This is a genomic window from Actinomycetaceae bacterium MB13-C1-2 (assembly GCA_035621235.1).
Classification (GTDB): Bacteria; Actinomycetota; Actinomycetes; order Actinomycetales; family Actinomycetaceae; genus Scrofimicrobium.
In genome coordinates, this window is the sequence record CP141731.1 from 208,056 (window position 1) to 233,952 (window position 25,897).

Annotated in this window: 13 protein-coding genes and 3 rRNA genes; 8 read left to right on the top strand and 8 right to left on the bottom strand. The window is 55.8% G+C overall.

What is annotated here, in order from left to right:
* Window positions 1-34 precede the first annotated feature (34 nt).
* From U6G28_00835 to U6G28_00855, 5 genes are all read right to left on the bottom strand, one after another.
* Window positions 35-1,540, bottom strand: a complete 1,506-nt coding sequence (locus tag U6G28_00835) for an amino acid permease (protein WRS30274.1) — start codon at window positions 1,538-1,540, stop codon at window positions 35-37.
* 248 nt (window positions 1,541-1,788) lie between these two features.
* A 5S ribosomal RNA gene (rrf, locus tag U6G28_00840) occupies window positions 1,789-1,905 on the bottom strand.
* A gap of 136 nt (window positions 1,906-2,041) precedes the next feature.
* Window positions 2,042-5,186 (bottom strand): 23S ribosomal RNA (locus U6G28_00845).
* Between the two features lie 458 nt (window positions 5,187-5,644).
* A 16S ribosomal RNA gene (locus U6G28_00850) occupies window positions 5,645-7,184 on the bottom strand.
* The 16S, 23S and 5S rRNA genes sit together here, the layout of an rRNA operon.
* A 697-nt stretch (window positions 7,185-7,881) precedes the next feature.
* Window positions 7,882-8,313: an META domain-containing protein gene (locus U6G28_00855; GenBank protein WRS30275.1), complete on the bottom strand. Its 432-nt coding sequence runs from the start codon at window positions 8,311-8,313 to the stop codon at window positions 7,882-7,884.
* A gap of 183 nt (window positions 8,314-8,496) precedes the next feature.
* Between U6G28_00855 and U6G28_00860 the strand changes: the two genes are divergently transcribed.
* From U6G28_00860 to U6G28_00895, 8 genes are all read left to right on the top strand, one after another.
* Complete coding sequence (locus tag U6G28_00860) at window positions 8,497-9,093, top strand: methylated-DNA--[protein]-cysteine S-methyltransferase (GenBank protein ID WRS30276.1); 597 nt, start codon at window positions 8,497-8,499, stop codon at window positions 9,091-9,093.
* Window positions 9,094-9,218: 125 nt separating this feature from the next.
* Window positions 9,219-10,949, top strand: coding sequence for an ABC transporter substrate-binding protein (locus U6G28_00865; GenBank protein ID WRS30277.1), 1,731 nt, complete (start codon window positions 9,219-9,221; stop codon window positions 10,947-10,949).
* A gap of 73 nt (window positions 10,950-11,022) precedes the next feature.
* On the top strand, window positions 11,023-11,847 hold the full coding sequence (locus tag U6G28_00870) for an ABC transporter ATP-binding protein (protein ID WRS30278.1): 825 nt from the start codon (window positions 11,023-11,025) through the stop codon (window positions 11,845-11,847).
* A complete protein-coding gene (locus U6G28_00875; protein ID WRS30279.1) occupies window positions 11,844-12,653 on the top strand; it encodes an ATP-binding cassette domain-containing protein in 810 nt (269 codons plus the stop codon). The genes U6G28_00870 and U6G28_00875 overlap by 4 nt, the downstream gene beginning before the upstream one ends.
* Complete coding sequence (locus U6G28_00880) at window positions 12,650-13,747, top strand: ABC transporter permease (protein WRS30280.1); 1,098 nt, start codon at window positions 12,650-12,652, stop codon at window positions 13,745-13,747. The genes U6G28_00875 and U6G28_00880 overlap by 4 nt, the downstream gene beginning before the upstream one ends.
* Before the next feature lie 3 nt (window positions 13,748-13,750).
* Window positions 13,751-14,773 (top strand): ABC transporter permease, encoded by a 1,023-nt coding sequence (locus U6G28_00885; GenBank protein WRS30281.1) that lies wholly within the window; start codon window positions 13,751-13,753, stop codon window positions 14,771-14,773.
* A 44-nt stretch (window positions 14,774-14,817) separates the two neighbouring features.
* The gene (locus U6G28_00890) at window positions 14,818-17,055 is read left to right on the top strand and encodes a glycoside hydrolase family 3 N-terminal domain-containing protein (protein ID WRS30282.1); all 2,238 of its coding nucleotides are present in this window, start codon (window positions 14,818-14,820) and stop codon (window positions 17,053-17,055) included.
* A 73-nt stretch (window positions 17,056-17,128) separates the two neighbouring features.
* A complete protein-coding gene (locus U6G28_00895; protein WRS30283.1) occupies window positions 17,129-17,761 on the top strand; it encodes a TetR/AcrR family transcriptional regulator in 633 nt (210 codons plus the stop codon).
* 199 nt (window positions 17,762-17,960) lie between these two features.
* Here the strand turns inward: U6G28_00895 and U6G28_00900 are convergent, their stop codons facing one another.
* From U6G28_00900 to U6G28_00910, 3 genes are all read right to left on the bottom strand, one after another.
* Window positions 17,961-18,803: a class C sortase gene (locus U6G28_00900; protein WRS30284.1), complete on the bottom strand. Its 843-nt coding sequence runs from the start codon at window positions 18,801-18,803 to the stop codon at window positions 17,961-17,963.
* Window positions 18,804-19,112: 309 nt separating this feature from the next.
* Window positions 19,113-20,696, bottom strand: coding sequence for a SpaH/EbpB family LPXTG-anchored major pilin (locus tag U6G28_00905; protein WRS30285.1), 1,584 nt, complete (start codon window positions 20,694-20,696; stop codon window positions 19,113-19,115).
* 84 nt (window positions 20,697-20,780) lie between these two features.
* Entirely contained in the window at window positions 20,781-25,670 is a 4,890-nt protein-coding gene (locus U6G28_00910) for a SpaA isopeptide-forming pilin-related protein (protein WRS30286.1), read from the bottom strand.
* Window positions 25,671-25,897 lie beyond the last annotated feature (227 nt).

Below are 25,897 nucleotides of genomic sequence, written 5' to 3' on the forward strand. Positions count from 1 at the left end.
CTTTTCTATCTCAGCGCGAAAAGACAAAGAATCGCTACGACCCGAGTTCCCCCGCATCGTGACGTCGCTGCAAATCCGAGTTCTTCCTCGACCAGAGGAAATAGAACGACAGCGCTATGATCATCCAGATCGCGAAGGCAGTCCAAGTGACAGTTCCGAGCCCGTGCATAACATACAGGCAAGCGACAATCGAAAGGATTGGTGTGAGCGGATAAAGAGGAACCTTGAAGCCTCGCTTCAGGTCAGGCGCGGTCCTACGGAGCACCATCACTCCGATCGAAACCAGAAGGAACGCTGAAAGCGTGCCGATAGAGGTCATATCCGCCAGGATGCCAATCGGAAGGAACCCCGCAAGAATCGAGACAGCGATTGCCACAACCCAAGTGTTGACTGTAGGAACGCGGGTCTTAGGGTGAACCCGCGAGAACGCCTTTGGAAGCAAACCGTCTCTTCCCATTGAGTAGAGGATACGGGTCTGGCCATAGAGGCAGATAAGCGTTACGGAAAAGATCGAGATTACCGCACCCAGAGCCAATATCGTGCCGGGCCAGGATGACCCGGTAACGTTTTCGACGATCTGAGCCAAGCCGGCCTGTTGTCCCTCGAACAGTGTCCAGTGTTGGGCTCCCAGAGCTGAAACAGCAACTAGCAGGTAGATTCCCGTGACAATGACAAGGGCGAGGATCAGCGCGCGAGGAACGGCCTTCTGGGGGTCTTTTACCTCGTCTCCCGTTGTCGCAACTGCGTCAAGACCAATGAACGAGAAGAAGATTGATCCGGTAGCAACGGATATGCCCGCGACGCCCATTGGGGCAAAGTTTGAAAAGTTGTCGGCATTGAACGCTGTGAAGGCGACTGCAGAAAAGGCCACTAGAACAGTGACCTTGATTATCACCATGATCGTGTTCGCCACGGCAGATTCGGAAGCTCCTCTGAGCAGCAAAACAAAGCACATAAGAACCAAGATCACGGCGGGAAGATTCACGATCCCGCCAGTCTCAGGGGAGTTCAGCAGGGCGTTGGGAAGGTCGATGCCGAAGAGGTTGTGGATGAGGAGGGCTACGTACTCAGACCAGCCGACGGCAACGGCGGCCGCAGAGACTCCGTACTCCAGGATCAGGCAAGCTCCAACGACAAATGCTGCCAACTCACCCATCGTCGCATAGGTATACGAGTATGAGGACCCAGACGAAGGAATGACCGAGGCCAGTTCCGCGTAGCAGACAACTGTCAGACCGGCGACAAGAGCTCCCAGAAGGAAGGAGAGAACCACCGCCGGTCCAGCTTCGGGAACGGCTTCGGAAAGGATGAAGAAGATTCCGGTGCCCACCGTTCCACCAACGCCGATCATGGTCAGGTGGAAGGTACTAAGAGATCGTCTAAGCGTGATTTCACCGGGCAGAACCTGGCCATCTTTGGTTTCTACGGCAGGTTCTTCAAACTGGTAAATATCAGCGGGCAGATCGGCGGAATGAACTCCTGCGGGAACTCGACGGCGCGTTAACTGTCCGGCTAGTGTCAGTTCTTTCGCGCTCGACATAGTGCGCCTACCATCCCGGCGTCGTGGCTAGAGGTTATGTATCGGAGCTGACACCACGCACCGACTCAGTGCATAGTATGCCTGTCTATGCATAGTGAGTGTTGAGTTCTCGTATTCTGGGAACTGTTGTGCGGAAGTTAGAGGCGGCGTTGCCGTGACCCGGATATTCTCCGTTGTTGGTGTTGGTTTGTGGGTTGATTGGTTTGAGGGACCGCCCGTGTTGGGTGGTCCCTCTAACCATGTTTGGTTTGCGGGGGGTTGCTAGTCTCCCACATTCTCTCGAATGTAGTACCTTCGCCGCTGCGGGGCTTAGCTTCCGGGTTCGGAATGGGGCCGGGCGTTTCCCCCGTGCTGTGCCCCCCGCAAAGTTTGTATGCACTTATTAGTAGTCCCGCACCCCATCAAACACTTGTTGTTTGTGTGGTGGGGGTGGGTTGGTGCTGAGTTTGTATAGTGGTCACTTTGTGTCTGTTTTGTGTGCTCGTTTTTTGTGTGTTTGTTTGGTTTTAGTGTTGGCCGATTAGTGCCAGTTAGCTCTTGAACACCTTGCGGTGCTTCCACTCCTGGTCTATCTACCCCTTAGTCTATGGGGGGCCTTCACACACACGAATGTGTGTTGGAAACTTTATCTTAGAGGTGGTTTCCCGCTTAGATGCTTTCAGCGGTTACCCTTTCCGAACGTAGCCAACCAGCGGTGCCCCTGGCGGGACAACTGGTATACCAGAGGTTCGTCCGTCCCGGTCCTCTCGTACTAGGGATAGGTCTCTGCAAGTTTCCTGCGCGCGCAGCGGATAGGGACCGAACTGTCTCACGACGTTCTAAACCCAGCTCGCGTACCGCTTTAATGGGCGAACAGCCCAACCCTTGGGAGCGACTACACCCCCAGGATGCGACGAGCCGACATCGAGGTGCCAAACCACGCCGTCGATATGAACTCTTGGGCGGGATCAGCCTGTTATCCCCGGGGTACCTTTTATCCGTTGAGCGACACCCCTTCCACACGGGGGTGCCGGATCACTAGTTCCGACTTTCGTCCCTGCTCGACATGTCTGTCTCACAGTCAAGCTCCCTTTTACACTTACACTCAAAACCTGGTTACCAACCAGGCTGAGGGAACCTTTGAGCGCCTCCGTTACCATTTAGGAGGCAACCGCCCCAGTTAAACTACCCACCAGGCACTGTCCCCAACCCGGATCACGAGTCGAGGTTAGATGCACACTAGCCTCAGAGTGGTATTTCACCAATGACTCCACCACAGCTAGCGCCGCGGTTTCATAGTCTCCCACCTATCCTACACAAACACCAGCGAGCACCAATACCAAGCTATAGTAAAGGTCCCGGGGTCTTTCCGTCCTGCTGCGCGTAACGAGCATCTTTACTCGTAGTGCAATTTCACCGAGCTCATGGTCGAGACAGCAGAGAAGTCGTTACGCCATTCGTGCAGGTCGGAACTTACCCGACAAGGAATTTCGCTACCTTAGGATGGTTATAGTTACCACCGCCGTTTACTGGGGCTTCAATTCAAAGCTTCGAAACCCGAAGGGCTTCTAACCTTTCCTCTTAACCTTCCAGCACCGGGCAGGCGTCAGTGCATATACCGCCACTTACGTGTTCGCATGCACCTATGTTTTTAATAAACAGTCGCTTCTCTCTATCCTCTGCGACCCCCCAAAGCACCATCACCGCGAGGGCGAAGCACTCCTAGGGGTCCCCCTTCTTCCGAAGTTACGGGGGCATTTTGCCGAGTTCCTTAACCATGATTCACTCGAACGCCTCGGTATACTCTACCTGACTACCTGTGTCGGTTTAGGGTACGGGCGGAAGAACACCTCACGTCGAGGCTTTTCTTGGCACCACAGGCTCAATCCCAAACCCCTGAAAAGGGGTTCCCATCACACCTCACCCACAAAAGTCCGCGGATTTACCTACGGACGGGCCACATGCTTAGACACACACAACCACCGGTGTGCGGAACCTACCACTGTGCGTCACCCCTGTTAACACGCTCACCACAACCAGACAACCACACACGCAACAAAATCAAATCAACAAGAAACCCGTAAAGGAATCAAGAATCATCAAAACTGAAGGATGCGTGACTGCGATTGGAAGTAATGTTGGACGGTATAACTTCCGGTACCAGAATATAAACTGGTTATCCATCGACTACGCCTGTCGGCCTCGCCTTAGGACCCGACTAACCCAGGGAGGAAAAACCTAGCCCTGGAACCCTTAGTCAATCAGCGGAAGGGATTCTCACCCTTCAAATCGCTACTCATGCCTGCATTCTCACTCCCCCACAATCCACCACACGGTCACCCGGCGGCTTCACCTCATGAGGGACGCTCCCCTACCCAACCAACAAACCACAAAGGGCCTGCTGTTTGCCACGGTTTCGGCGGTGTGCTTCAGCCCCGCTACATTGTCGGCGCGGAATCACTTGACCAGTGAGCTATTACGCACTCTTTCAAGGATGGCTGCTTCTAAGCCAACCTCCTGGTTGTCACAGCAACTCCACATCCTTTCCCACTCAGCACACACTTAGGGGCCTTAACCGGTGATCTGGGCTGTTTCCCTCTCGACTACGAAGCTTATCCCCCGCAGTCTCACTGCCACGCTCAACACTATTAGCATTCGGAGTTTAGCTGATCTCAGTAACCCAAAAGGGCCCATCAACCAACCAGTGCTCTACCACCAACAGGCAACACGCAACGCTGCACCTAAATGCATTTCGGGGAGAACCAGCTATCACGAAGTTTGATTAGCCTTTCACCCCTACCCACAACTCATCCCCCCAGTTTTCAACCTAGGTGGGTGCGGTCCTCCACGCCGTCTTACCGGCGCTTCAACCTGGCCATGGGTAGATCACTTCGCTTCGGGTCTAGAACACGCGACCAAAAAACGCCCTATTCAGACTCGCTTTCGCTACGCCTACCCCACAACGGGTTAAGCAAGCCACATGCCACTAACTCGCAGGCTCATTCTTCAAAAGGCACGCCATCACCCACCCACACCAAAACAGTGCGTCAGGCTCTGACGGCTTAAAGGCATCCGGTTTCAGGAACTATTTCACTCCCCTCCCGGGGTACTTTTCACCATTCCCTCACGGTACTAATACACTATCGGTCATCAAGAAGTATTCAGGCTTACCAAGTGGTCTTGGCAGATTCACGCAGGATTCCACGAGCCCCGCGCTACTCGGGCACCAAACCAAGCCCTTGCTGCAACCAACCATCTACACGACTATCACGCCCTACGGTCAGCTATCCCAAACTGTTCAAATCAGCTACAACAAAAACCCAAACCCGCGGCAACAGGCTTGAAGGTCGGCCCCACAACACCGCGCATGCAACCCTCGCCGAGTAATCACACACACACGGTTTAGCCATCATCCGCGTTCGCTCGCCACTACTAACGGAATATCTTTTCCTACGGGTACTAAGATGTTTCACTTCCCCGCGTTCCCCCCACACCACTACTTAACTCATGATGCGGCGACCAGACACAACTCTGGCCAGGTTCCCCCATTCGGAAATCCCCGGATCAACGCTCGCTCGTCAACTCCCCAGGGCATATCGCAGACCGCCACGTCCTTCATCAGCTCTTGATACCAAGGCATCCACCGAACGCCCACAAAAACTAAAAACCAACACAAAAAACAAAATCACACAAAATAAAGACACAAAACAACCACTATACAATTCACCAACAACCCACCAACAACAGCCCACCCCCAAAAAGAAGACAAGCCATCACCAGCAAAACCCAACCACCAAACCAAAGAAAGAAAGCAAACCCTAAAACCTTAGAGCCCAAGCACAAAACCTGGAACCTTCCCCCAATGACTCACACGGGTGTTGAGAGTAAACCCGATAGTGAACCCACCACCACACCAAAGCGCGGCAGCAGGGCCCCAGAAAGCCAGCCCAACAAGAACCAACCAACCAGAACTGTTTCTTTGACAAATCGCTGCAATATTTCCTGCACCACCCCACCACAGAGCAGTGACTCACAAAAAATGTTTCCCCCACCAAAAGCAAGAGACCCGCGCAAAACCAAACGTTCCCGCTCCAGCCTCAAACCACAAAATCAGGGGCTCCTTAGAAAGGAGGTGATCCAGCCACACCTTCCGGTACGGCTACCTTGTTACGACTTCGTCCCAATCGCCAATCCCACCTTCGACCACTCCCCCCGGAAAAACCGGTTAGGCCATGGGCTTCGGGTGTTACCAACTTTCATGACGTGACGGGCGGTGTGTACAAGGCCCGAGAACGTATTCACCGCAGCGTTGCTGATCTGCGATTACTAGCGACTCCACCTTCACGAAGTCGAGTTGCAGACTTCGATCCGAACTGAGACTGGCTTTAAGGGATTCGCTCCACCTCACAGTATCGCAACCCTCTGTACCAACCATTGTAGCATGCGTGAAGCCCAAGACATAAGGGGCATGATGATTTGACGTCATCCCCACCTTCCTCCGAGTTAACCCCGGCAGTCTCCCATGAGTCCCCACCATAACGTGCTGGCAACATAGGACAAGGGTTGCGCTCGTTGCGGGACTTAACCCAACATCTCACGACACGAGCTGACGACAACCATGCACCACCTGTACACCAGTATCAAAGAGTCCCCCATCTCTGGAGTATTCCGGTGTATGTCAAGCCTTGGTAAGGTTCTTCGCGTTGCCTCGAATTAATCCGCATGCTCCGCCGCTTGTGCGGGCCCCCGTCAATTCCTTTGAGTTTTAGCCTTGCGACCGTACTCCCCAGGCGGGGCACTTAAAGCGTTAGCTACGGCGCAGAAACCATGACAGCCCCCACACCTAGTGCCCAACGTTTACAGCGTGGACTACCAGGGTATCTAATCCTGTTCGCTCCCCACGCTTTCGCTCCTCAGTGTCAGTAATGGCCCAGAGATCCGCCTTCGCCACCGGTGTTCCTCCTGATATCTGCGCATTCCACCGCTACACCAGGAATTCCAATCTCCCCTACCACACTCAAGCCAGCCCGTACCCACCGCACTACTCCAGTTAAGCTGAAGCCTTTCACGGCAGACGCGACAAGCCACCTACAAGCCCTTTACGCCCAATAATTCCGGACAACGCTCGCTCCCTACGTATTACCGCGGCTGCTGGCACGTAGTTAGCCGGAGCTTCTTTACCCCCTACCCTCAACACCACCAAAGCAGTGCCTTGTTCAGGGGCGAAAAAGGTTTACAACCCGAAGGCCTTCATCCCTCACGCGGCGTCGCTGCATCAGACTTTCGTCCATTGTGCAATATTCCCCACTGCTGCCTCCCGTAGGAGTCTGGGCCGTATCTCAGTCCCAATGTGACCGGTCACCCTCTCAGGCCGGTTACCCGTCAAAGCCTTGGTAAGCCATCACCCCACCAACAAGCTGATAAGCCGCGAGCCCAACCCTTCCCGAAACAAATCTTTCCAACCAAAACCATGCGGAATCAGCAGAATAATCAGTATTAGACACCCTTTCGAATGCTTATCCCAAAGAAAAGGACAGGTTACTCACGTGTTACTCACCCGTTCGCCACTAACCACACAAAGCAAGCTAAGTGCAGTCCGTTCGACTTGCATGTGTTAAGCACGCCGCCAGCGTTCGTCCTGAGCCAGGATCAAACTCTCCAACAAAAACCAAAACAACCAACCCCACAAAAGAGCCAGCCAAACAGTCAATGCCAAAAAGAAAACACCCAAAAAAAGGATGCAATCCAAGCCAAAAAACAAAACAACAAACGTCAAAAAAACAAACACTATCAAGTTCACAAACAACACCCCCAAGCACGGAGCTTTACGCTCTGTGAAGGGCTGGCCTTTCGTTCACATCAGAACTTCCGGCGAGATACAAACTTACAGGGGTTCCACGATTGCGTCCAGCCGGAAGCGTGTGACCCCCGTCATGCGGCTTGAAACTGCTTCTGATCAGCGGGTTTACACCGCCAATCCGGGCGAGACCGCGCCCGGTTTCGGGCGTGTCCGAGCGGATACGACGAGTCGGCTTAGAGGCTCTTTATCGGGTGCAAACGAACATCATCGACTGCGGCGAACCCAAAGCACGCAACCAGTTATCGGAGCAGACAACTGGTCGCTGGCGTACGCGACCGGCAATTGCTGGAATACACGAACGGTAATTGTCGGGATACACGAACGGCAGTCGCTGGCGTACGCGACCGGCATTTGTCGGAATACACGAACGGCAGTCGCTGGCGTACGCGACCGGCATTTGTCGGAATACACGAACGGTTAAGCGCCGAACGGGGTGGACTCCGGAAACCCGGTATCCACCCCGCCCGATACAAGACCGTTTTTGCAGGTCCTAAGTAAAGAACTACCCGCGCTTGAACTTAAGCTCGGCGTCATCTCCCTTTAGGACAAGGGAATCACCCGAGATCGTTCCCGAAGTAACGACGTCCAGCGCACTGACGTACGCGTACTCGGCGTCCATAATCGGCTCGTCACACGCCATCATCGTGGAAGCCACCGGGCCAAACAAGAGCTTGTCGCCCTCCGCTCGAACAGTGCCAAACAGGTTGTTACAGCCGGCAGTTCCGTGGAACGCCCCTTCATCTTCAACCGTGAGTTCAGGGGTAGTGCCCTCAACGATGACTACATCACCCTTAGGGCCGGTCGCCGATTCAAGCACCCAGGCACCCGTAATGTTCTCAGGGGTCGCCGTCTCGCCTCCACCAGATTCCCCGCAACCGGTAAGCATCGACACACCAAAGACAGCAACTACTCCAAGAGTCATTATTCGTTTCATTTGAATCCCGTCCCTCCAGTTCGAACTCCGACTCTAAAGATTACAGGCGCAACTCATCCATTCGCTCGACAACCATTGTCTGCTCCCCGATTGTGACCGAGGCCGTGACCTACCCTGCGAGCAATGAGTGCAGACTCGGCGGTACCCCTGTCGAAAGTCGTAAGAAACGACAAGACTTAGCACATGGATAATCCGGACGCGCCCAAGCCTCTTTACTTTCACGTCGTCAGTTCTCCGGTTGGCGATCTAGGGCTAGTCGCAAGCGCACGTGGAATCACCCATGTCTTGTTCAACCCTGAACGAGAACTCAAGCATCTCTCGCAGACCTACCAGGTTCTCTCCACACGTCCCGATCTAGCGGACGAGGATGATGGACAAACTGCCGCGCGCCATCTACTCCTTGCTGCTCGGCAACTCCGCGACTACTTCGCAGAAGAGCGCCGCCATTTTTCGCTGGTACTCGACCTTGCGCCAGACGCAGTCAGCGCGGCCTCATCCTCACATCACTCCAAGAAACGCACCGGCAGTTTTCGAACTGCGGCTCACCTGGAGCTCCTGAACATCAACTACGGTGAGACGGCCTCATACGGAGACATTGCGGAGGCACTCGGTTCTCCCGGAGCCGCAAGAGCCGTAGGTGGCGCCTGCGCAAACAACCCGATTCCGATAATTATTCCGTGCCATCGCGTTCTTCCATCCACCGGAAAAATCGGCAACTACAGTGGTGGAACAGGACCGGAAACGAAGAAGTTCCTCCTAAACCTCGAATCGGCAAATTAGGTCTCAACACTGCAACGTTCTCAACCCCGAACAACTTTTGGATAGACAACTTACTTACTGGACAGTAAGCTCACGGTTACCGTCACGATGAACGTGACGTTCGCCTATCTATATAGGAGCCAGCAATGTTGCTTACCTCCGCAGTTTCTAGACCAACGTCTAGAAGGATCGCCGCGTTTACCGCGGTGGTTGCCCTAAGCGCCACGGCGCTTGCGGGATGCGCAAAGTCCGATACACCCTCATCATCCTCACCCGAGTCCGGGGAGTCCGCCACGACCGAAAATTCCGGACAGGGCACCACCGCACTCACTATTGCAAAACCCGATGGGGCGATAACCACCGAATCGCACAACCCTTATCTCGGCGACTCCGCGGCCTCAAAGTACGGCTACCGCATGGTCATCTTCGAGCCCCTTGCTCTGGTAAACCCGACCGGTGACCTGGGAACTACTCCGTGGCTTGCTGAATCCGTCGAGTGGAACGACGACTACACCGCAGTCACGGTTGTCCCACGCCCCGGAGTTACTTGGAGCGACGGTGAGCCGTTCACTGCCGATGACATCGTCTATACATTTGGCCAGTACCTTGACGGTCGGCTAACCGATACCTCCGGCCTCAGCTACACGGGGGCGGACGTGGACGGCGACAAGGTGACTTTGAACTTCGAGAACTCGATGTTCGTGAAACAGGCCTCCGTTCTTCACACTCCAATCGTTCCCAAGCACATTTGGGAAAATATCGAAGACCCCGATACTGATCCATTGACTGGCGAAGGCCAAGCCGTTGGAACCGGCCCCTACACACTTACCAACTGGACCACAGAATCCGTAACCCTCACCGCACGTGATGATTGGTGGGGCGGAAAACTTGCCGTTCCTGAACTCCACTACATTTCATATGGTGACAACGCCGCTCTTACCTCGGCGCTGGTTTCCGGCGATGCCGACTGGGCGCAGGCGTTCCTTCCCCAGATCGAAACCAGCTTCCTGGCAGCAGATCCGGAAAACAACCACTTCTGGGCAGCTCCAACCACCGGTGCAGCAACGGTGTTCATGAACCTTCAAAAGAAGCCGTTTAACGATGTGGCATTCCGTGAGGCACTGGCTTACACGATCAACCGAGACGACTACGTAACCATTGCTCGCGAAGGGGCCTCCGAAGCCATCTGGAACAAGACTGGCCTCGGCGAAATCCTTAGTGATGAAATTGCCTCCGAGTTCAAGGACGAGGACTACTCAGTCGACAAGGACAAGGCGCGCCAAATCCTAAGCGATGCCGGCTACACCTGGGATGCCTCGGACAAGCTCGTTGACCCTGAGGGAGAGGTCGTCACGTTCAGTATCTCCGTTCCTTCCGGTTGGAGTGACTGGAACACTGAGCAACAGCTCATCGCGGAAGAGACAAAAGCGATTCTCGGCGTTGAAGTCAAGATCGATATGCCCGATTGGGGCGGCTGGGACGCAGCCCGAACCGATGGCGACTTCGACTCGATCATCCACTGGCTAGAGTCGACCAACAACGCATACGGCCTCTACACCTCGACCATGGATCCGCGCTGGATTGTTGACGGCAAGGCCACATACAACTTCGGTCGTTACGATAACCCGGATGTCACCGCTGCCCTGAACCAGTACGCTTCTGCTTCCTCGGACGAGGAGCGCGAGGCCGCCCTGGAAGTGATCCAGAAGCATTACGTCGAGGACATCCCAGCGATCACACTCGGCGCTCATCCGCTGCTGGCCGAGTACAACACCCGCAACTACGTGGGCTGGCCGGATGCGGATGATCCGTACGCTCCAGGCGATCCCACTCAGCCGAACATCGTTATGGTTCTGCAAAAGCTACAAGTTAAGTAACTGAGAAACGTGCTGGGCGGGGCCATCTCTTCTCGTCCCCGCCCAGCACCTAGCCGAAAGCGATCACTCAACGATGAGTAACTCCCTCCTTTCAGTGCGCGATTTCTCGGTGGTGTACGACGTCGATCCACCAGTAAGAGCGGTGACTGACGTCAGCCTGGAACTAGAGCGCGGTGAGATCCTTGGACTGGCCGGCGAAAGTGGCTGCGGAAAAACCACGCTCGCCTACGGAATCCAACGTCTCCTTAAACCCCCTGCCGTCATCACAGGTGGTGAGGTAGTCTTCCACGACACCTCAGGAACCGACATCAACGTGAACAGTCTCAACGCGAACCAAATGCAGCACTTCCGCTGGGACAAAATCTCGATGGTCTTCCAGGGCGCAATGAACGCACTGAATCCGGTGGCTCCTATCGGTAAACAACTTGAGGACGTTTACATCGTCCACCGTCCCAAGATGTCCAAAGCAGAGCGACGACACGAAGTAAACGAACTCCTTGAAATCGTCAAGGTGGGCGCTGATCGGGCGCGATCCTACCCCCATGAACTCTCCGGTGGAATGCGCCAGCGCGTCATGATCGCCATGGCACTCGCCCTGCGCCCACAGTTAATGATTATGGATGAGCCAACGACGGCTCTGGATGTTCTGGTCCAACGCGAGATTCTTCAGCAAATCTCCACCCTTCGCGAAGAATTCGGCTTCACCGTCGTGTTTATTACCCATGATCTGCCCCTGCTCCTAGAGATATCGGACCGTATCGCAATCATGCGGGAGGGCCGAATCGTTGAGATGGCCCCCGCAGAACAGATCTGGAACGACCCTCAAAACGAATACACAAAGAAGCTTCTTGCCTCGTTCCCACGGTTGACAGGATCGAAGGGAGTCGTGAACCGATGACCGACCTCAACTTCAACCATGTAACCAAGATCTACAACGTTCGTGGAGCCGGACAAATCAAGGCTCTTGACGATGTCACGTTCTCACTTCGCTCAAAACAGACCATCGGTCTGGTGGGACAGTCCGGCAGTGGTAAATCAACCATCGCGAAGATCCTGACCGGCCTTGAGACACAGACCGAGGGCGAGGTACTCATTGATGGTGATCCGATCCCGCGCCGCGGAAGTGCCCTACGTAAATATCGCCAAGAGCTACGCATGGTCTTCCAGGACCCCTTTGCTTCGCTCAATCCTTACCACACCATTCGCCACCACATCGAACGACCACTGCTGCTTGACAAGGTTGTCCCCAAAGCCGAAGTGGATCGGGAGGTACGCAGACTCCTTGAACGCGTGCGACTGGTTCCAAGCGAAGTCATCGATCGCCGCCCCCACGAACTCTCTGGAGGACAGCGACAACGCGTCGCGATCGCTCGCGCCCTCGCTTCCCGCCCGACCCTACTCGTCGCAGATGAACCGGTTTCGATGCTGGACGTGTCAATTCGCCTCGGCGTCTTGAACCTGCTTGCCGACCTGCAGCGCGAGGAGGGACTGGGAGTCCTCTACATAACGCACGATCTGGCAACCGCCCGACATTTCAGCGATGAGATCATCGTCCTCAATCAGGGCCGAATCGTTGAGCAGGGCAGTGCAGACGAGGTCATCCTGCACCCGAAAAATACCTATACGAAGAACCTGCTTGCCGCGTCCCCTGATCCTGAGAAGCATTTCGCGCAGGCATCCAGCATCCTTGGAGGGACGCAATGAGCTCCGCGGATTCATCGGTACGAGATGACGTTGAGGTCTTCTTGACCGAGCCCGACCCCATTGAGGCGGGAACTACAGCAACGAAGGTATATCGGGGGCGGACGCGGATTCCGTGGCGTTTTCTCGGAAGTCGTGCGCTGTTCTACCTGTTTACCCTCTGGGCTGCGCTGACGATCAACTTCTTCGTTCCCAGAATGATGAAAGGGGATGCCGTAAGTCAGTACCTGTCGCGGAACAAGAACGTGAGCCCCGAGGCGGCGGACGCACTCCGGGCTTTGCTGGGACTGGACACTGACAAATCCATGTGGGACCAGTACGTCGACTACTGGAAACTTCTGGCCCACGGTGACTTGGGTATCTCAATCACCCACGGGATGCGTCCCGTTACTGAAGTTATCGCCGGGGCCCTCCCCTGGACCATCGGTTTGGTCGGCGTCGCCACCATCCTTGCCTTCACAATCGGTACGGTTGGCGGGGCGATAATCGGGTGGAAACGCGGAAGCAAACTCGACGTTTTCATCCCCATCACTACCTTCTTCAACACAATCCCCTACTTCTGGCTCGGTCTTCTGGCCATCTCCGTCTTCTCTGTTGGTCTTGGTTGGTTCCCAATCGGTAAGGCGTTCGGTGCGGGGGTTACCCCCGAGTTGTCGTGGAGCTTCATCGGCGAGGTCATTTACCACGGGACCCTTCCGGCTCTGACCATCGTCCTCGCCTCCCTCGGAGGCTGGATGCTTGGAATGCGCAACATGATGCTGACTGTGTTGGACGAAGACTACATAACCGTCGCGCAGGCCAAGGGAATGCCAAACAAGCGTGTCCTATGGCGCTACGCCGCCCGTAACGCGGTGCTACCGCAGATACAGAGTTTTGCCCTGTCACTCGGCTTCATTGTCGGTGGCACAGTCGTGATGGAAATGGTCTTCAGCTACCCCGGAGTCGGAAAAATGCTTCTGGATGCAACCAACGCGAAAGACTACGCGCTAATGCAGGGTGTTTTCCTGATCATCACCCTGTCCGTGCTGATCGCAAACATCCTCGCTGATGTCGCCTACGCATTCCTTGATCCGCGTACCCGCCAGACGGAGTCCTGAACAATGACCACATATGAGCCCGCCGCTTTCGGCGAAGATGCAGAGACCAACGATCTTGATGCGGCCATGGAGCCGACTCCAGAAAGCGCATGGAGCAAGTTTGTCGCCTCATTCTCGATGTTCCGTAATGGCAAGTCCATTGCCGGCCTCACAATCCTCGGCATCTTTTTACTCATCGCGATATTCGCCCCCGTGATCGCTCCCTACCCACCGACACAGATCGATGCGATGGCACGCCTGCAACCTCCATCATCCGCACACTGGCTCGGGACGACGCACCTTGGTGAGGACGTATTCAGCCAGGTCATCTGGGGCACCCGCGGAGTCATGGTAGTGGGCATCCTCGCCACGATTATCGCCATCACTATCGCGGTCACGGTCGGCGTTGTCTCCGGTTATCTTTCCGGCTGGAAGAGCGAGTCGCTCTCCGCGCTCGCGAACGTGTTCCTGGTGATTCCCGGCCTACCACTTATCATCGTGGTTGCCTCACTGTTCGAGGATCCGCCACTGTGGGTCATTTCCCTGGTCTTAGGACTCACCGGATGGGCCTGGGGAGCGCGAGTCCTTCGTGCACAGACCATGTCACTTCGCAACCGTGACTTCGTTCAGGCAGCGAAGGCTAACGGCGAACCGCTGTACCGAATCATTGCGGTCGAAATGCTCCCTAACCTAATGGGCCTTATCGCCGCGAGCGTCGTCGGCACAATGACCGCCGCCGTTCTCAGCTTGACCACGCTCTCCTTCATCGGCGTTATCCCCGTAAGCAACTACAACTGGGGAACCATCCTTAACTGGGCGTCCGCACAGGGTGCGTTCCAACAAAACCAGTGGTGGTGGTACCTCCCTCCGGGGCTCTGCATTGCAGCCATCGGTGTCGCTCTGTCCCTACTCAACTTTGGCATCGACGAGTACGTTAACCCACGCCTCAGGTCTGCCGGTGAACGGGCTCGCGCAATGAAGAAGCGCGGCATGAACGTGAACGACACGGTCACTCAAGTCCGGGCAGTTTCTGAGACCAAGAGCTAGCAGTTCCAAACCCAAATCACTCCTACTTTCTGAAAGAGTTCAAAATGTCTTACGATCCGTCCGCACCCTACCTGGACGCTTCACTTTCCATTTCCAAGCGGGTCGACGATCTGCTCGGCCGCATGACTCTGCCGGAGAAGGTCGGACAGATGATGCAGATCGACGCTCGTGGTGACATCGAGGAGTTCGTGCGGGACAAGACGGTCGGGTCGATCCTTCACACCTCGCCCGAGCGGATCGAGAAGGCATACGAACTCAGCCAGCAGACACGCCTCCGGATTCCCCTACTGGTTGGTGAGGACTGTATTCACGGTCATTCCTTTTGGCCGGGTGCCACCATTTTCCCAACTCAGCTGGGGATGGCTGCCTCATTCAATCCTGACCTGATGCGTAGGTTCGCCCGCGGCGCGGCGACAGAGATCGCTGCGACCGGAACCCACTGGACTTTTTCTCCGGTGCTCTGCATTGCAAGGGACCTGCGCTGGGGACGTGTCGATGAAACGTTCGGTGAGGACCCCTATCTCATCGGCGAACTTGCTACCGCGGTCGTCGAGGGATATCAGGGCCAGGGACTTGAGGACCCCACAGCGGTCCTCGCCACCGCGAAGCATTTCGCTGGGTACAGCGAAACCCAGGGCGGTCGAGACGCCTCCGAAGCCGATATTTCCAGGCGCAAGCTACGTTCCTGGTTCCTCCCTCCGTTTGAGAAAGTGGCCCGTGCGGGATGTCGAACATTCATGCTCGGCTACCAGACCACCGACGGAGTGCCAATCACTCTGAACGAGTGGCTACTTACCGACGTGCTTCGCGGCGAGTGGGGCTATACCGGTACTCTGATCACCGACTGGGACAACGTTGGTCGCATGGTCTGGGAGCAGAAGATTCAACCGGACATTGCACATGCCTCAGCGGCCGCAACTGAGGCGGGCAACGACATGATCATGACGACTCCCTCGTTCTATGAAGGAGCTCTCCAAGCAGTTGAGAATGGTCTACTTAGCCCGGATGCCTTCGACAGAGCGGTGGCTCGAATCCTCGCTCTCAAGTTTGAACTGGGGCTGTTCGAGAATCCGCGACTGCCCGACCACGAGTTGATCGGTGAGGTGGTTGGTTCTTATCAGGAGCTAAATCTGGAGGTGGCGCGCGAATCCCTCGTACTTCTTGAGAACGACGGAACACTACCGCTTGCCGCGCCTTTGAAAGCAGCGGTCATCGGACCTGTGGCCGATGACGTTGACTGTCTGCTTGGGGACTGGGCAGGTAGGTCGGGGCAGGCAGAAATGCCCGAAGGGCAACCTCGTGAAATGTCCACCACTCCACTTGACGGGATTAGGGCGATTATTGAGGAGCGCGGAGGCGAGGTAGCTTACGCGCGCGGGGCCAACATCGCTAATCTTCTGCCGAACCCAGAGGGGCCGACTTTCCCCGACGGCCAGCCACGGATGCCGATCATCTCCCCCGCCCCGCTAGACCAGGGCATGATCGATGAGGCAGTATCAGAGGCGAACGACTCGGATGTCATCGTCGCCGTTGTCGGCGACAACATTTTCTTGTGTGGAGAGGGTAGATCGACTGCAACACTGAATCTGATCGGCGGACAGAATGCCCTGATCGACGCGTTGATCGAGACTGGAAAGCCTGTTGTCATAGTGCTTCTGGCGTCGAAGCCACTGATCTTGCCTCCCTCGGCTGACAGGGCCGCGGCCGTCATATGGGCAGCAAACCCAGGGATGAAAGGCGGCACGGCTCTTGCCGAGCTGATCTTCGGAGATATTGAGCCCGTCGGGCGTCTGCCGATCTCATTTGCGCGTCACGCCGGGCAACAACCAACTTTTTACACGCAGATTCGTGGACAGCACGGTGATCGATACGCAGACCTGACTCAAGAACCCGCATGGGCGTTTGGCGAGGGCAAGTCCTATACAACGGTTCAGTACAGCGACCTTCGACTGGATTCGGCCGAGCTGGGAATCGCGGACACCGTCGTCGGGCATGTGAAGGTGGCTAACACAGGTAGCAGACCGACCCGCGAAACGGTTCAGGCCTATATTCGCGACGAGGTCACCAGCGTCAGTTGGGCCGACCGTGAGCTGAAAACCTTTACGCAAGTGTGGGTCCAGCCTGGAGAGACCGTGGAGGTTGAGTTACGAGTTCCCGTTGCTGAATGCACAATCGTGGATGCAAAAGGCAACCGCGTGGTTGAGCCGGGTAGGTTCTCGCTGCTGGTGGGTCCTTCCTCACGCAAAGTTGACCTTATTGAGGCATCATTCCTAGTTAGATAAATGTGGCCGGATAACAAGCGCGGTGCCCGCGAATTGCTAAACTTGGGACCGATCTATTAGTTAGGCAAGAGCGATGACAACGGCTGGTACAGGGCATCAACAGAGCGCCAAGAATCGGCCTGAGACCTTAGAAAAGCGCCAGGCAATTCTTGAGGCCGCAACCGAGGTTTTCGGGCAGAAGGGATACAAGAACGGATCCCTCGCCGAGATTGCTCAGCGTGTCGGTTTGACCCGTGCGGGGGTTCTCCATCACTTTGGAAGCAAAGAGAATCTGCTTCTGGAATCCGTGAAGATTCGTGACACCTCGGACCTTGAGGAAAAAGGACGAGCCTCGATGCCCTCGGGCCGCGAGCAGTTTGATCACCTTATCGATACGGCGTTTCGTAACGCTAAGCGCCGGGGCATAGTCCAGACGTTCGTGGTGATGTCATCTGAGGCGATAACCGAAGACCACCCGACCCACGGATACTACGAGGAGCGCTATCAGAATCTCCGCCTCGAAATAGCGACCAACTTTCGTGAACTCTGCAAAGAAGAGGGGATTGAGGACACCAGCACCGTGGACAATGCAGCGGCATCGATCCTCGCGGTGATGGATGGCCTTCAGTATCAGTGGTTACTCGAACCCGAATGCCTCGATCTGGGCGAGGCGACTGCCTTCGCCATTAATGCAATAGTCGACTCGGTTCTACGGCCGACATCCTGAGGCCACCCGGGAGCGCACAAAACGGTTCCGTGTCCCGTCTCAAAGTCGAGGCTGGTGACGATAGTTCAGCGCCCCCATTGCCACTGCACGTCACGTCACCAGCCTCCAGGAGTTCCGGGACTCGCTACCCGTTGCTCCGCTTGCGGCAAGAGGCTAGATTCGCCGCAAGTTCCACTGACGAAAGCGCCAGTTCACAACATCACCTGTCCGCAGACTTCTTCTTTCGGGGCTTAGGCGGGTACCCGGCACGCCACATGAAGACTCCCCCGGCCACCACACCCGCAGGTAGAATCACGGCCCACCATGGAAATCCCGGAATGTCCGGCACCGCCTGCGCGGCGGCGATGTCCGCCTCAGGCGTTGGCGTTACTCGCTTAGCCGTAACCAAATATCTGTGCGTATTGATGCCAAGCGGGGTACATGTGACCAGCGTGACGATGTCTTTGCCGCCCTGCACGATTAGCGACCCGGTTTCTTCCGGGAGAATCGTTTGAGTCTCGTAAACCTCGTACGTGAGCACCTCACCGGCAACAGAGATTGTGAAGGTATCCCCCACTTCAAGCTTCTTTAGATTATTGAACAGGGTTGCGGTCGCTAGTCCCGTGTGCGCTGTAAGAACGCTGTGCGTGTCCTGCCCACCAACGGGTAACGATGTGCCCTGCAAGTGCCCGACCCCATGGGCTAGTACCGTGTCGCTGGTACCGTGATAAATAGGGAGGTCAACGTCGATAGCGGGAATCTTCAGACGCGCCATCATCGCTGGCGCGCTTGAGAGTAGAGACCAGTATTCCCCTTCAGGGTCGGACTCCCCCAGTAGAGTGGGAACGCGGCTTTCGCCGCTTACATCAATCTGTCCGGTGGAGAGCTTTTCGTTATACTTCCTGGCCTGCTGCAAACGGACCTCATTACCGGGGTCCTTATCGGCCAATACTTCGTCTTGAAACTGAACGATCGCTTTTGACTCGTGGTACTGCGACCACCAGGCAGCAGTCGAGGGATACATGAAAACAACGAGTCCCGTGAGTCCAATAATGACCACCATCAGCGCGCTCCATCGGAACCGCCATTGGCGCGGTTTCTTGGCATGCGCACCGCCCGTTCGAGGCCTGCTACCGCGGTTGGGCGGGACAGTCCCGTCAGGTGGCATTGCCACTGACCTCATGTCCGACGCGGTTTGGCTTGCCCTCGTCTTGGTAGCGGTACTCACAGAACCTATTTACCTCTGGCCTAGTCGTTGATGATGGTGATCTTTAGCAACGAGAGCGGGGCGAGGAACTCCAGTGCAAATGTTCCTCGCCCCGCGCCGCACCATCGAATTGGTGCAGTCGTTGCCACTACTTGTTACCGGCGCCTACGCCTCAGTCTCCTGGCGGCGACGAGTCACTAGGTAAACACCAACAGCAATCGCGCCCAGACCCAAACCTCCGATGGTCATCAGCAGAGTGCCGTTCGCGCCGGTGAGAGGTAGATCCGGACCATCCTTCTGGGTGTTCGTAATGTCGATGTCGAGCATGGTGGCGGTGCCGGGTGTGATCGTCACCTGGGTAACATCTCCTCCGGTGTATCCGGCAGGAACCTTGGTCTCGTATAGGCAGTAGTCCTTGCTTGGATCGGTCAACGGACCATCATTACTGTTCGCGATCCACAGGCCCAGAGGAGAGGAAGCCGGAGCGGTGTTGTCCCACAGAACGACACCGGTTGCATCGGACTTACCAGACGCTACCTTCCCGGTTGCCGGAGCGTTGTGGGGGCATGAAGTGTCGGTCATCGGGTAGACCTCGAACTCTGCGCCCGATAGAACCTCGCCGTCCTGGTCAACCTTGTTGACTTTCAACTGCCCCCAGTAGGTCAACGGATTCGGAGGATCAACCGGAGGCGTAGGAGTGGTGGTTCCGTTGAACTCTGAACCATAGCCAGGATCGTCCGGATTCTCGGACATGGGGTTCTCAATAGTTCCCGTGCTAGTGACAGCAGTGACCTTGCCTGTGAAAGCGATCTTGATGACATCGCCTTCCTTCAGGGCGGCGAGCGCCGTTGTCCCTAGTGACCAACGAACCTCATCGGTTGCGTTGGTGGCGGGTGTCTGCGTGTAGTCGGTCACCGCGACATCATTGATGGTGATCGAGGTAAGACCGCCGAACTGCATCCCAGGGGAAAAGTGCTCCCAAATGCTTGCTGACGAGTACTCAGTTTCTCCTGCCTTCAGAGCGGGAACAGTCTGAGAGATTTCATATGCGACCGTGTCGCCGACCTTGTAGCCCGCCTGGGTTGCGTCTTCGTTGATGGTCTTCTTGGGACCCTCTGTAACCTGGTTCTTCGGATAGGCGTATACCTGGTACAGCCAGTCACCGTCAGCAGGTAGCGGCATCGTCACGAAGAAGGGTTGGGCCTCGCTGGTTACACTAACCGGAACCTGTGCACCAGAGACCATTTTGTAGGCGCCGGTGGCGTCTGTCTCTTCGACGTAGTACAGACCAAGTGGAAGATTGCCGAAGTTCAGTTCGCCGTTATCGCCAGTCGTCCCGACCCTGGGGGCAAAATCCGTATCTGAAACCGTGCACAATTCACCGTCGGTAGTGCCGGCAGGCTTGGTCGTCGGGTACCCCGTGGTAGGAACCTTCGCCCACGCATCTGGGTCAGTCAGATCCAGCGGAGTGCAGGTACCAGCGCCATCTGAAACGCCAATCTGCCAGAGAGTGAACTCAACGCCTCCAAGAACAGGCTGGTTAATGGTCTGTTGGGTGCCATCACCAGCGTCGTCAGCACTGCCTTCATGCTTGACGATGGTCAGTGAACCCTCGTCCGGATGACCCGGCTGATCCGGACCAACTTCTGCGGCGAACGCGGCGCCCGATGCGGCGACCACACCCGTCAGGGCCAACGCCAGTGCGCTGGCACCAGCGGCAAGACGCCGCTTCGTATTACTAATCGTCATTTCTCTGTTATTCCCTTCATTCCGCCAGTCTGTTGCCGCGGAAGTCTGTTACAGCGATCTATTCCTCTGTGTTGAATCAGGTGGTCACTCTGCGTGGACTCCGGCCCCTTTCTTCCGGAGGGCCTTGGCTCCGAGGAGAGCGGCTCCGAAAAGACCACCACCCAGGAAAGCGAACATCGCGGAACTCATGCCGCCAGTCAAGGGAAGATTTGGCCCATCCGCCTGCTCGTTCACAATCTCGCCGACGTTGTATGACGGATTTGAACCCGTAACATCGACATCGAAGCTGGGCAGGGCAGGGCCCAACCTATATCCCGCAGGAGCCTTGGTTTCAGTAAGTGTGTACTGACCGCTACCGATGTTCCAAACCTCAAAGTAGCCAGCACGATAGTCCATGTCGTGGTAGCCCCCGCTTAGGCAACCCAAGGTGTTGGCGGCCACGCAGTCCGTGACCGTACGGTCAACCGAGTCAGGTCCGATGGGTCCCACTAGAGTCCACTCTGATCCGGCTAGGTGCCCACCATCTTCGTCAACCTTTTCCCAGGCGATGGTGCCAAGAGCAACGGGTTCGGGAGGGACGTCCTTGTTCCGAAGCGTGCAGACGACGTCATCACCAGCTTCGACCTTAATCTTTCCGGCTGTGATCGTCTTGTCATCGTCTCCAAGCGGCTCAGTCTCCTTTTGTATCGTCCCGCTTTCGCAACTAATGTCCACGAACTCGTAACTGTCCAGAAGGGTTTCGCCAATCGTGTAGTCCCCTGGGTCTACTTCCTTCGTTTCAGAGGAGTTGAACCTGATAGCGGGCTGTCCATCAGGTGTGGCCGTCAGGTTGAAGTCGTTCACCCCGGCGGTCCCGGCGTAAGAGTTATCAACTTCCTTGATCAGCGTGAGTCGCGCGGTCTCGGGGGCCTTCTCATTTATGACGGTGAATACCCCAGCGGGAGACTGCGAACATCGGCTCAGGCTCACGTTGTTGAAGTCCATGATCTGACCGACAAACTGACCGCAACCCTGGACATTACTCATCTGGAACTTTCCGTCCCCGGCCATACTCAAGTCGTAAAAGCCGACTCCGTTCACCAAAGAGTTAGCAAAGTTGAACGGATCGCTGGTTTGGCGGGTTTGGACAAACATTGCACCTAGCCCCCGAGCCTGGAACGATGCCGCCATCGCCGTGCTCAGCTGTAAGGAAGCATTGTTAAGCTTGAACACGTCTGAGCCACTGAGGACAAACACAGGGAAGACGTTGCCGGACCCTGAGATTACGTAGGGCCCTTTCAGTTCAGACTTAGAGTCGATACTAATAACCGCAATACCATCGCCGTTCTTGTCATAAGAATCGACGTTGATCGTTTTCGGGCTAGCCGTCGTCCCAGATCCGGTCCATGCTGCGGTTCCCTCAGTTGACAATCCTGCGACATATGTTTTCAAACCTTCAAGCTCTGACTGGAGCGCAGTCATGCCAGCAACGTCCTGTTTCTTGCTGTTGGCTATGGCTTGGCGGGTCTGTCCTTCTGTGGGATACCAGTAACCCCCGGTGCCCTTAAACGGATTCGTACTCTTTGACACCGTTCCCGTATCGGCATACATCTGGATGGTGCCCATGTTGAACATGTAACCGGCCTTGGTGCCGCGAGAGAAAGCGACGTTGCCGTCGTAGCTGGTTCGCGCAGTGAGGTTGGCGGCGCCCGTGACAGGCCAGCCTCCGATCGAGCTACTGATCTTGCTCCAGGGAACTGTGCTGATCTTGCCTAGTTCGTTGTCCGAAGAATTGATATTCATCGTCGGCTCGGCGCTTGTTGAGGTTCCAACCAAGAGGTATTCCCGTAGCTGCGGCATGATCGGAATCATCCCGGCTGGAAGCTTTTGGTCAGCCCTCGGAACCGGGAGGTCGAAACGCGCGGCCGACACAACCACGGCAGGCAATTTGTAACCCGCTGGCGCCTCAGCTTCCTCGACTAAATACTTCTTCGAGGGATCAAGGTGTTCCCACTTGACTACACCGTTGGTATCAGAGGTCCTGATGCCACCCACTTTTTTGTCGGGCGGGCTCTCAACGGTTCCGTTGTTGTTAGTGTCTTCCCACAACTGGAACTTGGCGCCAGCCAAGACCGCACCGTCCGGATCGGTCTTTATCAGGGTGACCGTGCCCGTAGGATCGTCAGTCTTCGGGGTGTTGGTGAAGGTACAGGTGACAGCGCTTCCTGTGGTTCCCGTAGTTTCCGGATGGGTGTAGTCGAACGTGGTCCCCTCACCCGAAGCGATCTCGACCTCGTTTTGGTCCAGACATATATAAGTAGTGAAGTAGTTCGAGAGAGAACCAGATTGCGCCGATTCCGAAACCGTATAGGTTCCGCCAGAAGTCACAATGACAGGTCCTGCTGTAGGACTTTGAAGTCCAGTCGTGTTTCCTGTTGTGGTGGCAGTACTGGGTGTAGGCAGATCGCCTCCAGCAACACCAAAATTGAACTGATCTGTTGTGGCGAAGCGCCCCGCTACGTCTTTCTCTACCTTTAGCGTCGGTGGAACAGCACAGGATGCAAAGTCACCGGGTGCCCCGGGAATACCAATCTCGTACCCAGAGCCCTCTATCAACACTCCTGTTACCGGGTTAACCACGAGGTTCTGTGGAAGAGGATTCCCCGTAGATCCAAGATAGAGATTGCCGTTGGACCCAAAGGCGAGGTTTCCTATCGAGTTGCTGTTGTTGTATTCCGTTTGACGAACGAGGGTCGGAGTTAGCGTCTCTACCGTGCCAGGTTCGGCCAAGATAGGCCCCTCCACACGATACAAGCTGTGCTTTCCGCTAGTCGTGTTCGCGGTGAAGAAAAGATGCCCGGATGCGTCAAAAGCAATGTCGGAGATATTGGTGCCGTCCATCCCAGCGGCTGTGGGTGACATCTGACCGACGAGTCCAACTGGAGTACCGGCATTCGATCCGCTTGTGTAGAAGGCGTATAAGAAACCGGTGTACACGTTGTACGCGTAGTAGTAGCCGTCCCGGGGATTGATTGCGCCGCCGACCAGACCTGTGCCAGGCACATAGCCTGGAGCGTACGAGCCATAGGCAGGAGTCTGGAAGTTCCATGCGTCCGGATACCTAGTCATCTCGCCTGTTGCAACATCAATCCGATAGATACCTTGACGCGTATCGTTCGCACCCCCGGTCTGATCTGAGGCCCACAACGTCGAGCCATCGAGCGACATGGCCAACGCGTTGTAGCCCATCGTCACATCGGGACCAAGCTTCGTGAGATCGTTGGAAGTCATACCAAAAATCGACCCATTCGACCCGAGGGTCGACTTGCGAATCCAGCCCGAGTGCCAATCAAGGGAATACAACGTATTTGCCTCGCAAGAAGCAGGCTCTGCTGGTGCTGGCTTAGTGATGTTGGTAAACGTGCAGGTGATGTTCTTTCCAGCCGCTTCTTCGGGGACTGTGATTGTTCCTGACGTACCACCAGGGGCAGGAGTGACTGCAATCTCCGCCCCACCGTCAATGCTGCAACTCAGATTGGAGTTGTAGTCGGAGAGCTTAGTGCCCGTTTCCTCGAGGACTAGTCCTGCACCGGTGGTGACCCACGTCGGACCGGTAATCTCCTCCAACAAGGTTGTGCCGGATACTCGGGTCTTCGCCGTCGTCGCAACGAGTTCCGCGCCCTCATAGGCCACACTCAGTCTGAACTCGTCGGTCGTCTTGTCCTCGTCACGTAAATCCTTCTGCAACGTCAACGTCGTCGGGCTGTTGTTAGAACACGAGGCGAGATCTGTATTGTTTTGGGTATACGGCCTGGTCCCAATTTCAGCCACGAGTGCGCCCGTCAACGGATTGACCCGGTGAATCTTGGTCTGAGTACTGACATATAGGTCGCCGTCTTGACCTACGGCGATGCCGTTCACCTCGCTGGTGAAGTCACGGGTGACGGTTGATCCACGGGTAGGCTTGCTTGGCCAGACATCGTATTTTGTGCTCGCAACACGTCCGGCCGCGATATCGGCAGCCGCCACTGTGGTTATCGAGAGCTTCCCGCTCCCCTGTGCAACGATGTATAGGTTGCCCGCCGAGTCATAAGCGACATCGCCGTTCGCCCCACTAATACCCACAGGAACTCGGCCACTGACGTAGCTCGCACCGGTATTGACGTCAATTTCGCGGATGACAAAGTTACTGTTCTTGAACTCGCCCCAGACGTAGTTTCCAGTCTTCGGGTCGATTGCACCAGCGATCGGACTATTTCCGGGATTGTAGGCAACCGGATACAAGTTGCTATTCAGCCATGCCCAGTCGCCGCCGGGCTTTTTCACCAGCATCCTGATCATCAGATTAAAGTTCTGATTCAGATCTGGTCTGGACGTGTACTTTCTCGCGTAGGCATACATTGTGCCGTCAGCAGCAATAGCTAGTCCGTTTACGCCGTTCTTGACAGCCACTTCAGGACTCGTGGCTGAGGGTGTCCAGTTCGAATACAGGGTAAACCAGTTCGGATCAATCTTCGTGGCAGCACCGCCACTCTCAGGGACTGACCACACACTTCCGGAAGCAGTCACGCCAAAGAGGATCCCGAGCTGACAAAAATCCGTGGTAGCAAGGTTACTTATGCGAGCATCACTGGAAACAACGTCGCTAGATGATTGCTCAGTGATTTCTGCCGGCGCAGGAGTCTGCTCCTTGACATCATCGGACTGTAGGTCAGTGGTTCCGGAAGTTCCACCATCCGCTGGCGTCTGCACCCCAGTTGATTCGTCTGTTAGAGCATCGGCAGTCAGACCGGTATCACTAACCGTCTCAGTTGACCCGTCGACTGGGTCAGTGGTCCTATCCGTGGCTACCGAGATCTGCTCATCCGCAGGTGCGGGGTCAGGAACGGTGTTCGCGTACGTTACAGCCGACGTGGACACAATCGAGCCCACACCAAGAAGGATCCCTGCTACCACAACACCGTAGGTTTTCCGCAGGCGCGCAAACTTCTTCACCAAGAATCTCCTCTTAAAAACACTGTGACCGAACTCGACCATAGAGATTTAAAGCGACCAGTTGGTGGTTTCCCCGAGAACATGGCCCCTCTGCATATCCCCCGATGTTTAACCCGAGGCGGCCTTAGGTCCCAGAAATCTTCGAAATCCGTGCGCATAACCGCAGGTCATGGGACGGTGGAGTCGCACTTTAGTCCCTCGAACCGCCAATTTGCCGGACGGTCGCA

Bases quoted from the DNA above. Each gene is read 5' to 3' on its own strand.
- U6G28_00835 (WRS30274.1), bottom strand. From the start codon at position 1,540: ATGTCGAGCGCGAAAGAACTGACACTAGCCGGACAGTTAACGCGCCGT.
- U6G28_00855 (WRS30275.1), bottom strand. From the start codon at position 8,313: ATGAAACGAATAATGACTCTTGGAGTAGTTGCTGTCTTTGGTGTGTCG.
- U6G28_00860 (WRS30276.1), top strand. From the start codon at position 8,497: ATGGATAATCCGGACGCGCCCAAGCCTCTTTACTTTCACGTCGTCAGT.
- U6G28_00865 (WRS30277.1), top strand. From the start codon at position 9,219: ATGTTGCTTACCTCCGCAGTTTCTAGACCAACGTCTAGAAGGATCGCC.
- U6G28_00870 (WRS30278.1), top strand. From the start codon at position 11,023: ATGAGTAACTCCCTCCTTTCAGTGCGCGATTTCTCGGTGGTGTACGAC.
- U6G28_00875 (WRS30279.1), top strand. From the start codon at position 11,844: ATGACCGACCTCAACTTCAACCATGTAACCAAGATCTACAACGTTCGT.
- U6G28_00880 (WRS30280.1), top strand. From the start codon at position 12,650: ATGAGCTCCGCGGATTCATCGGTACGAGATGACGTTGAGGTCTTCTTG.
- U6G28_00885 (WRS30281.1), top strand. From the start codon at position 13,751: ATGACCACATATGAGCCCGCCGCTTTCGGCGAAGATGCAGAGACCAAC.
- U6G28_00890 (WRS30282.1), top strand. From the start codon at position 14,818: ATGTCTTACGATCCGTCCGCACCCTACCTGGACGCTTCACTTTCCATT.
- U6G28_00895 (WRS30283.1), top strand. From the start codon at position 17,129: ATGACAACGGCTGGTACAGGGCATCAACAGAGCGCCAAGAATCGGCCT.
- U6G28_00900 (WRS30284.1), bottom strand. From the start codon at position 18,803: ATGGTGGTCATTATTGGACTCACGGGACTCGTTGTTTTCATGTATCCC.
- U6G28_00905 (WRS30285.1), bottom strand. From the start codon at position 20,696: ATGACGATTAGTAATACGAAGCGGCGTCTTGCCGCTGGTGCCAGCGCA.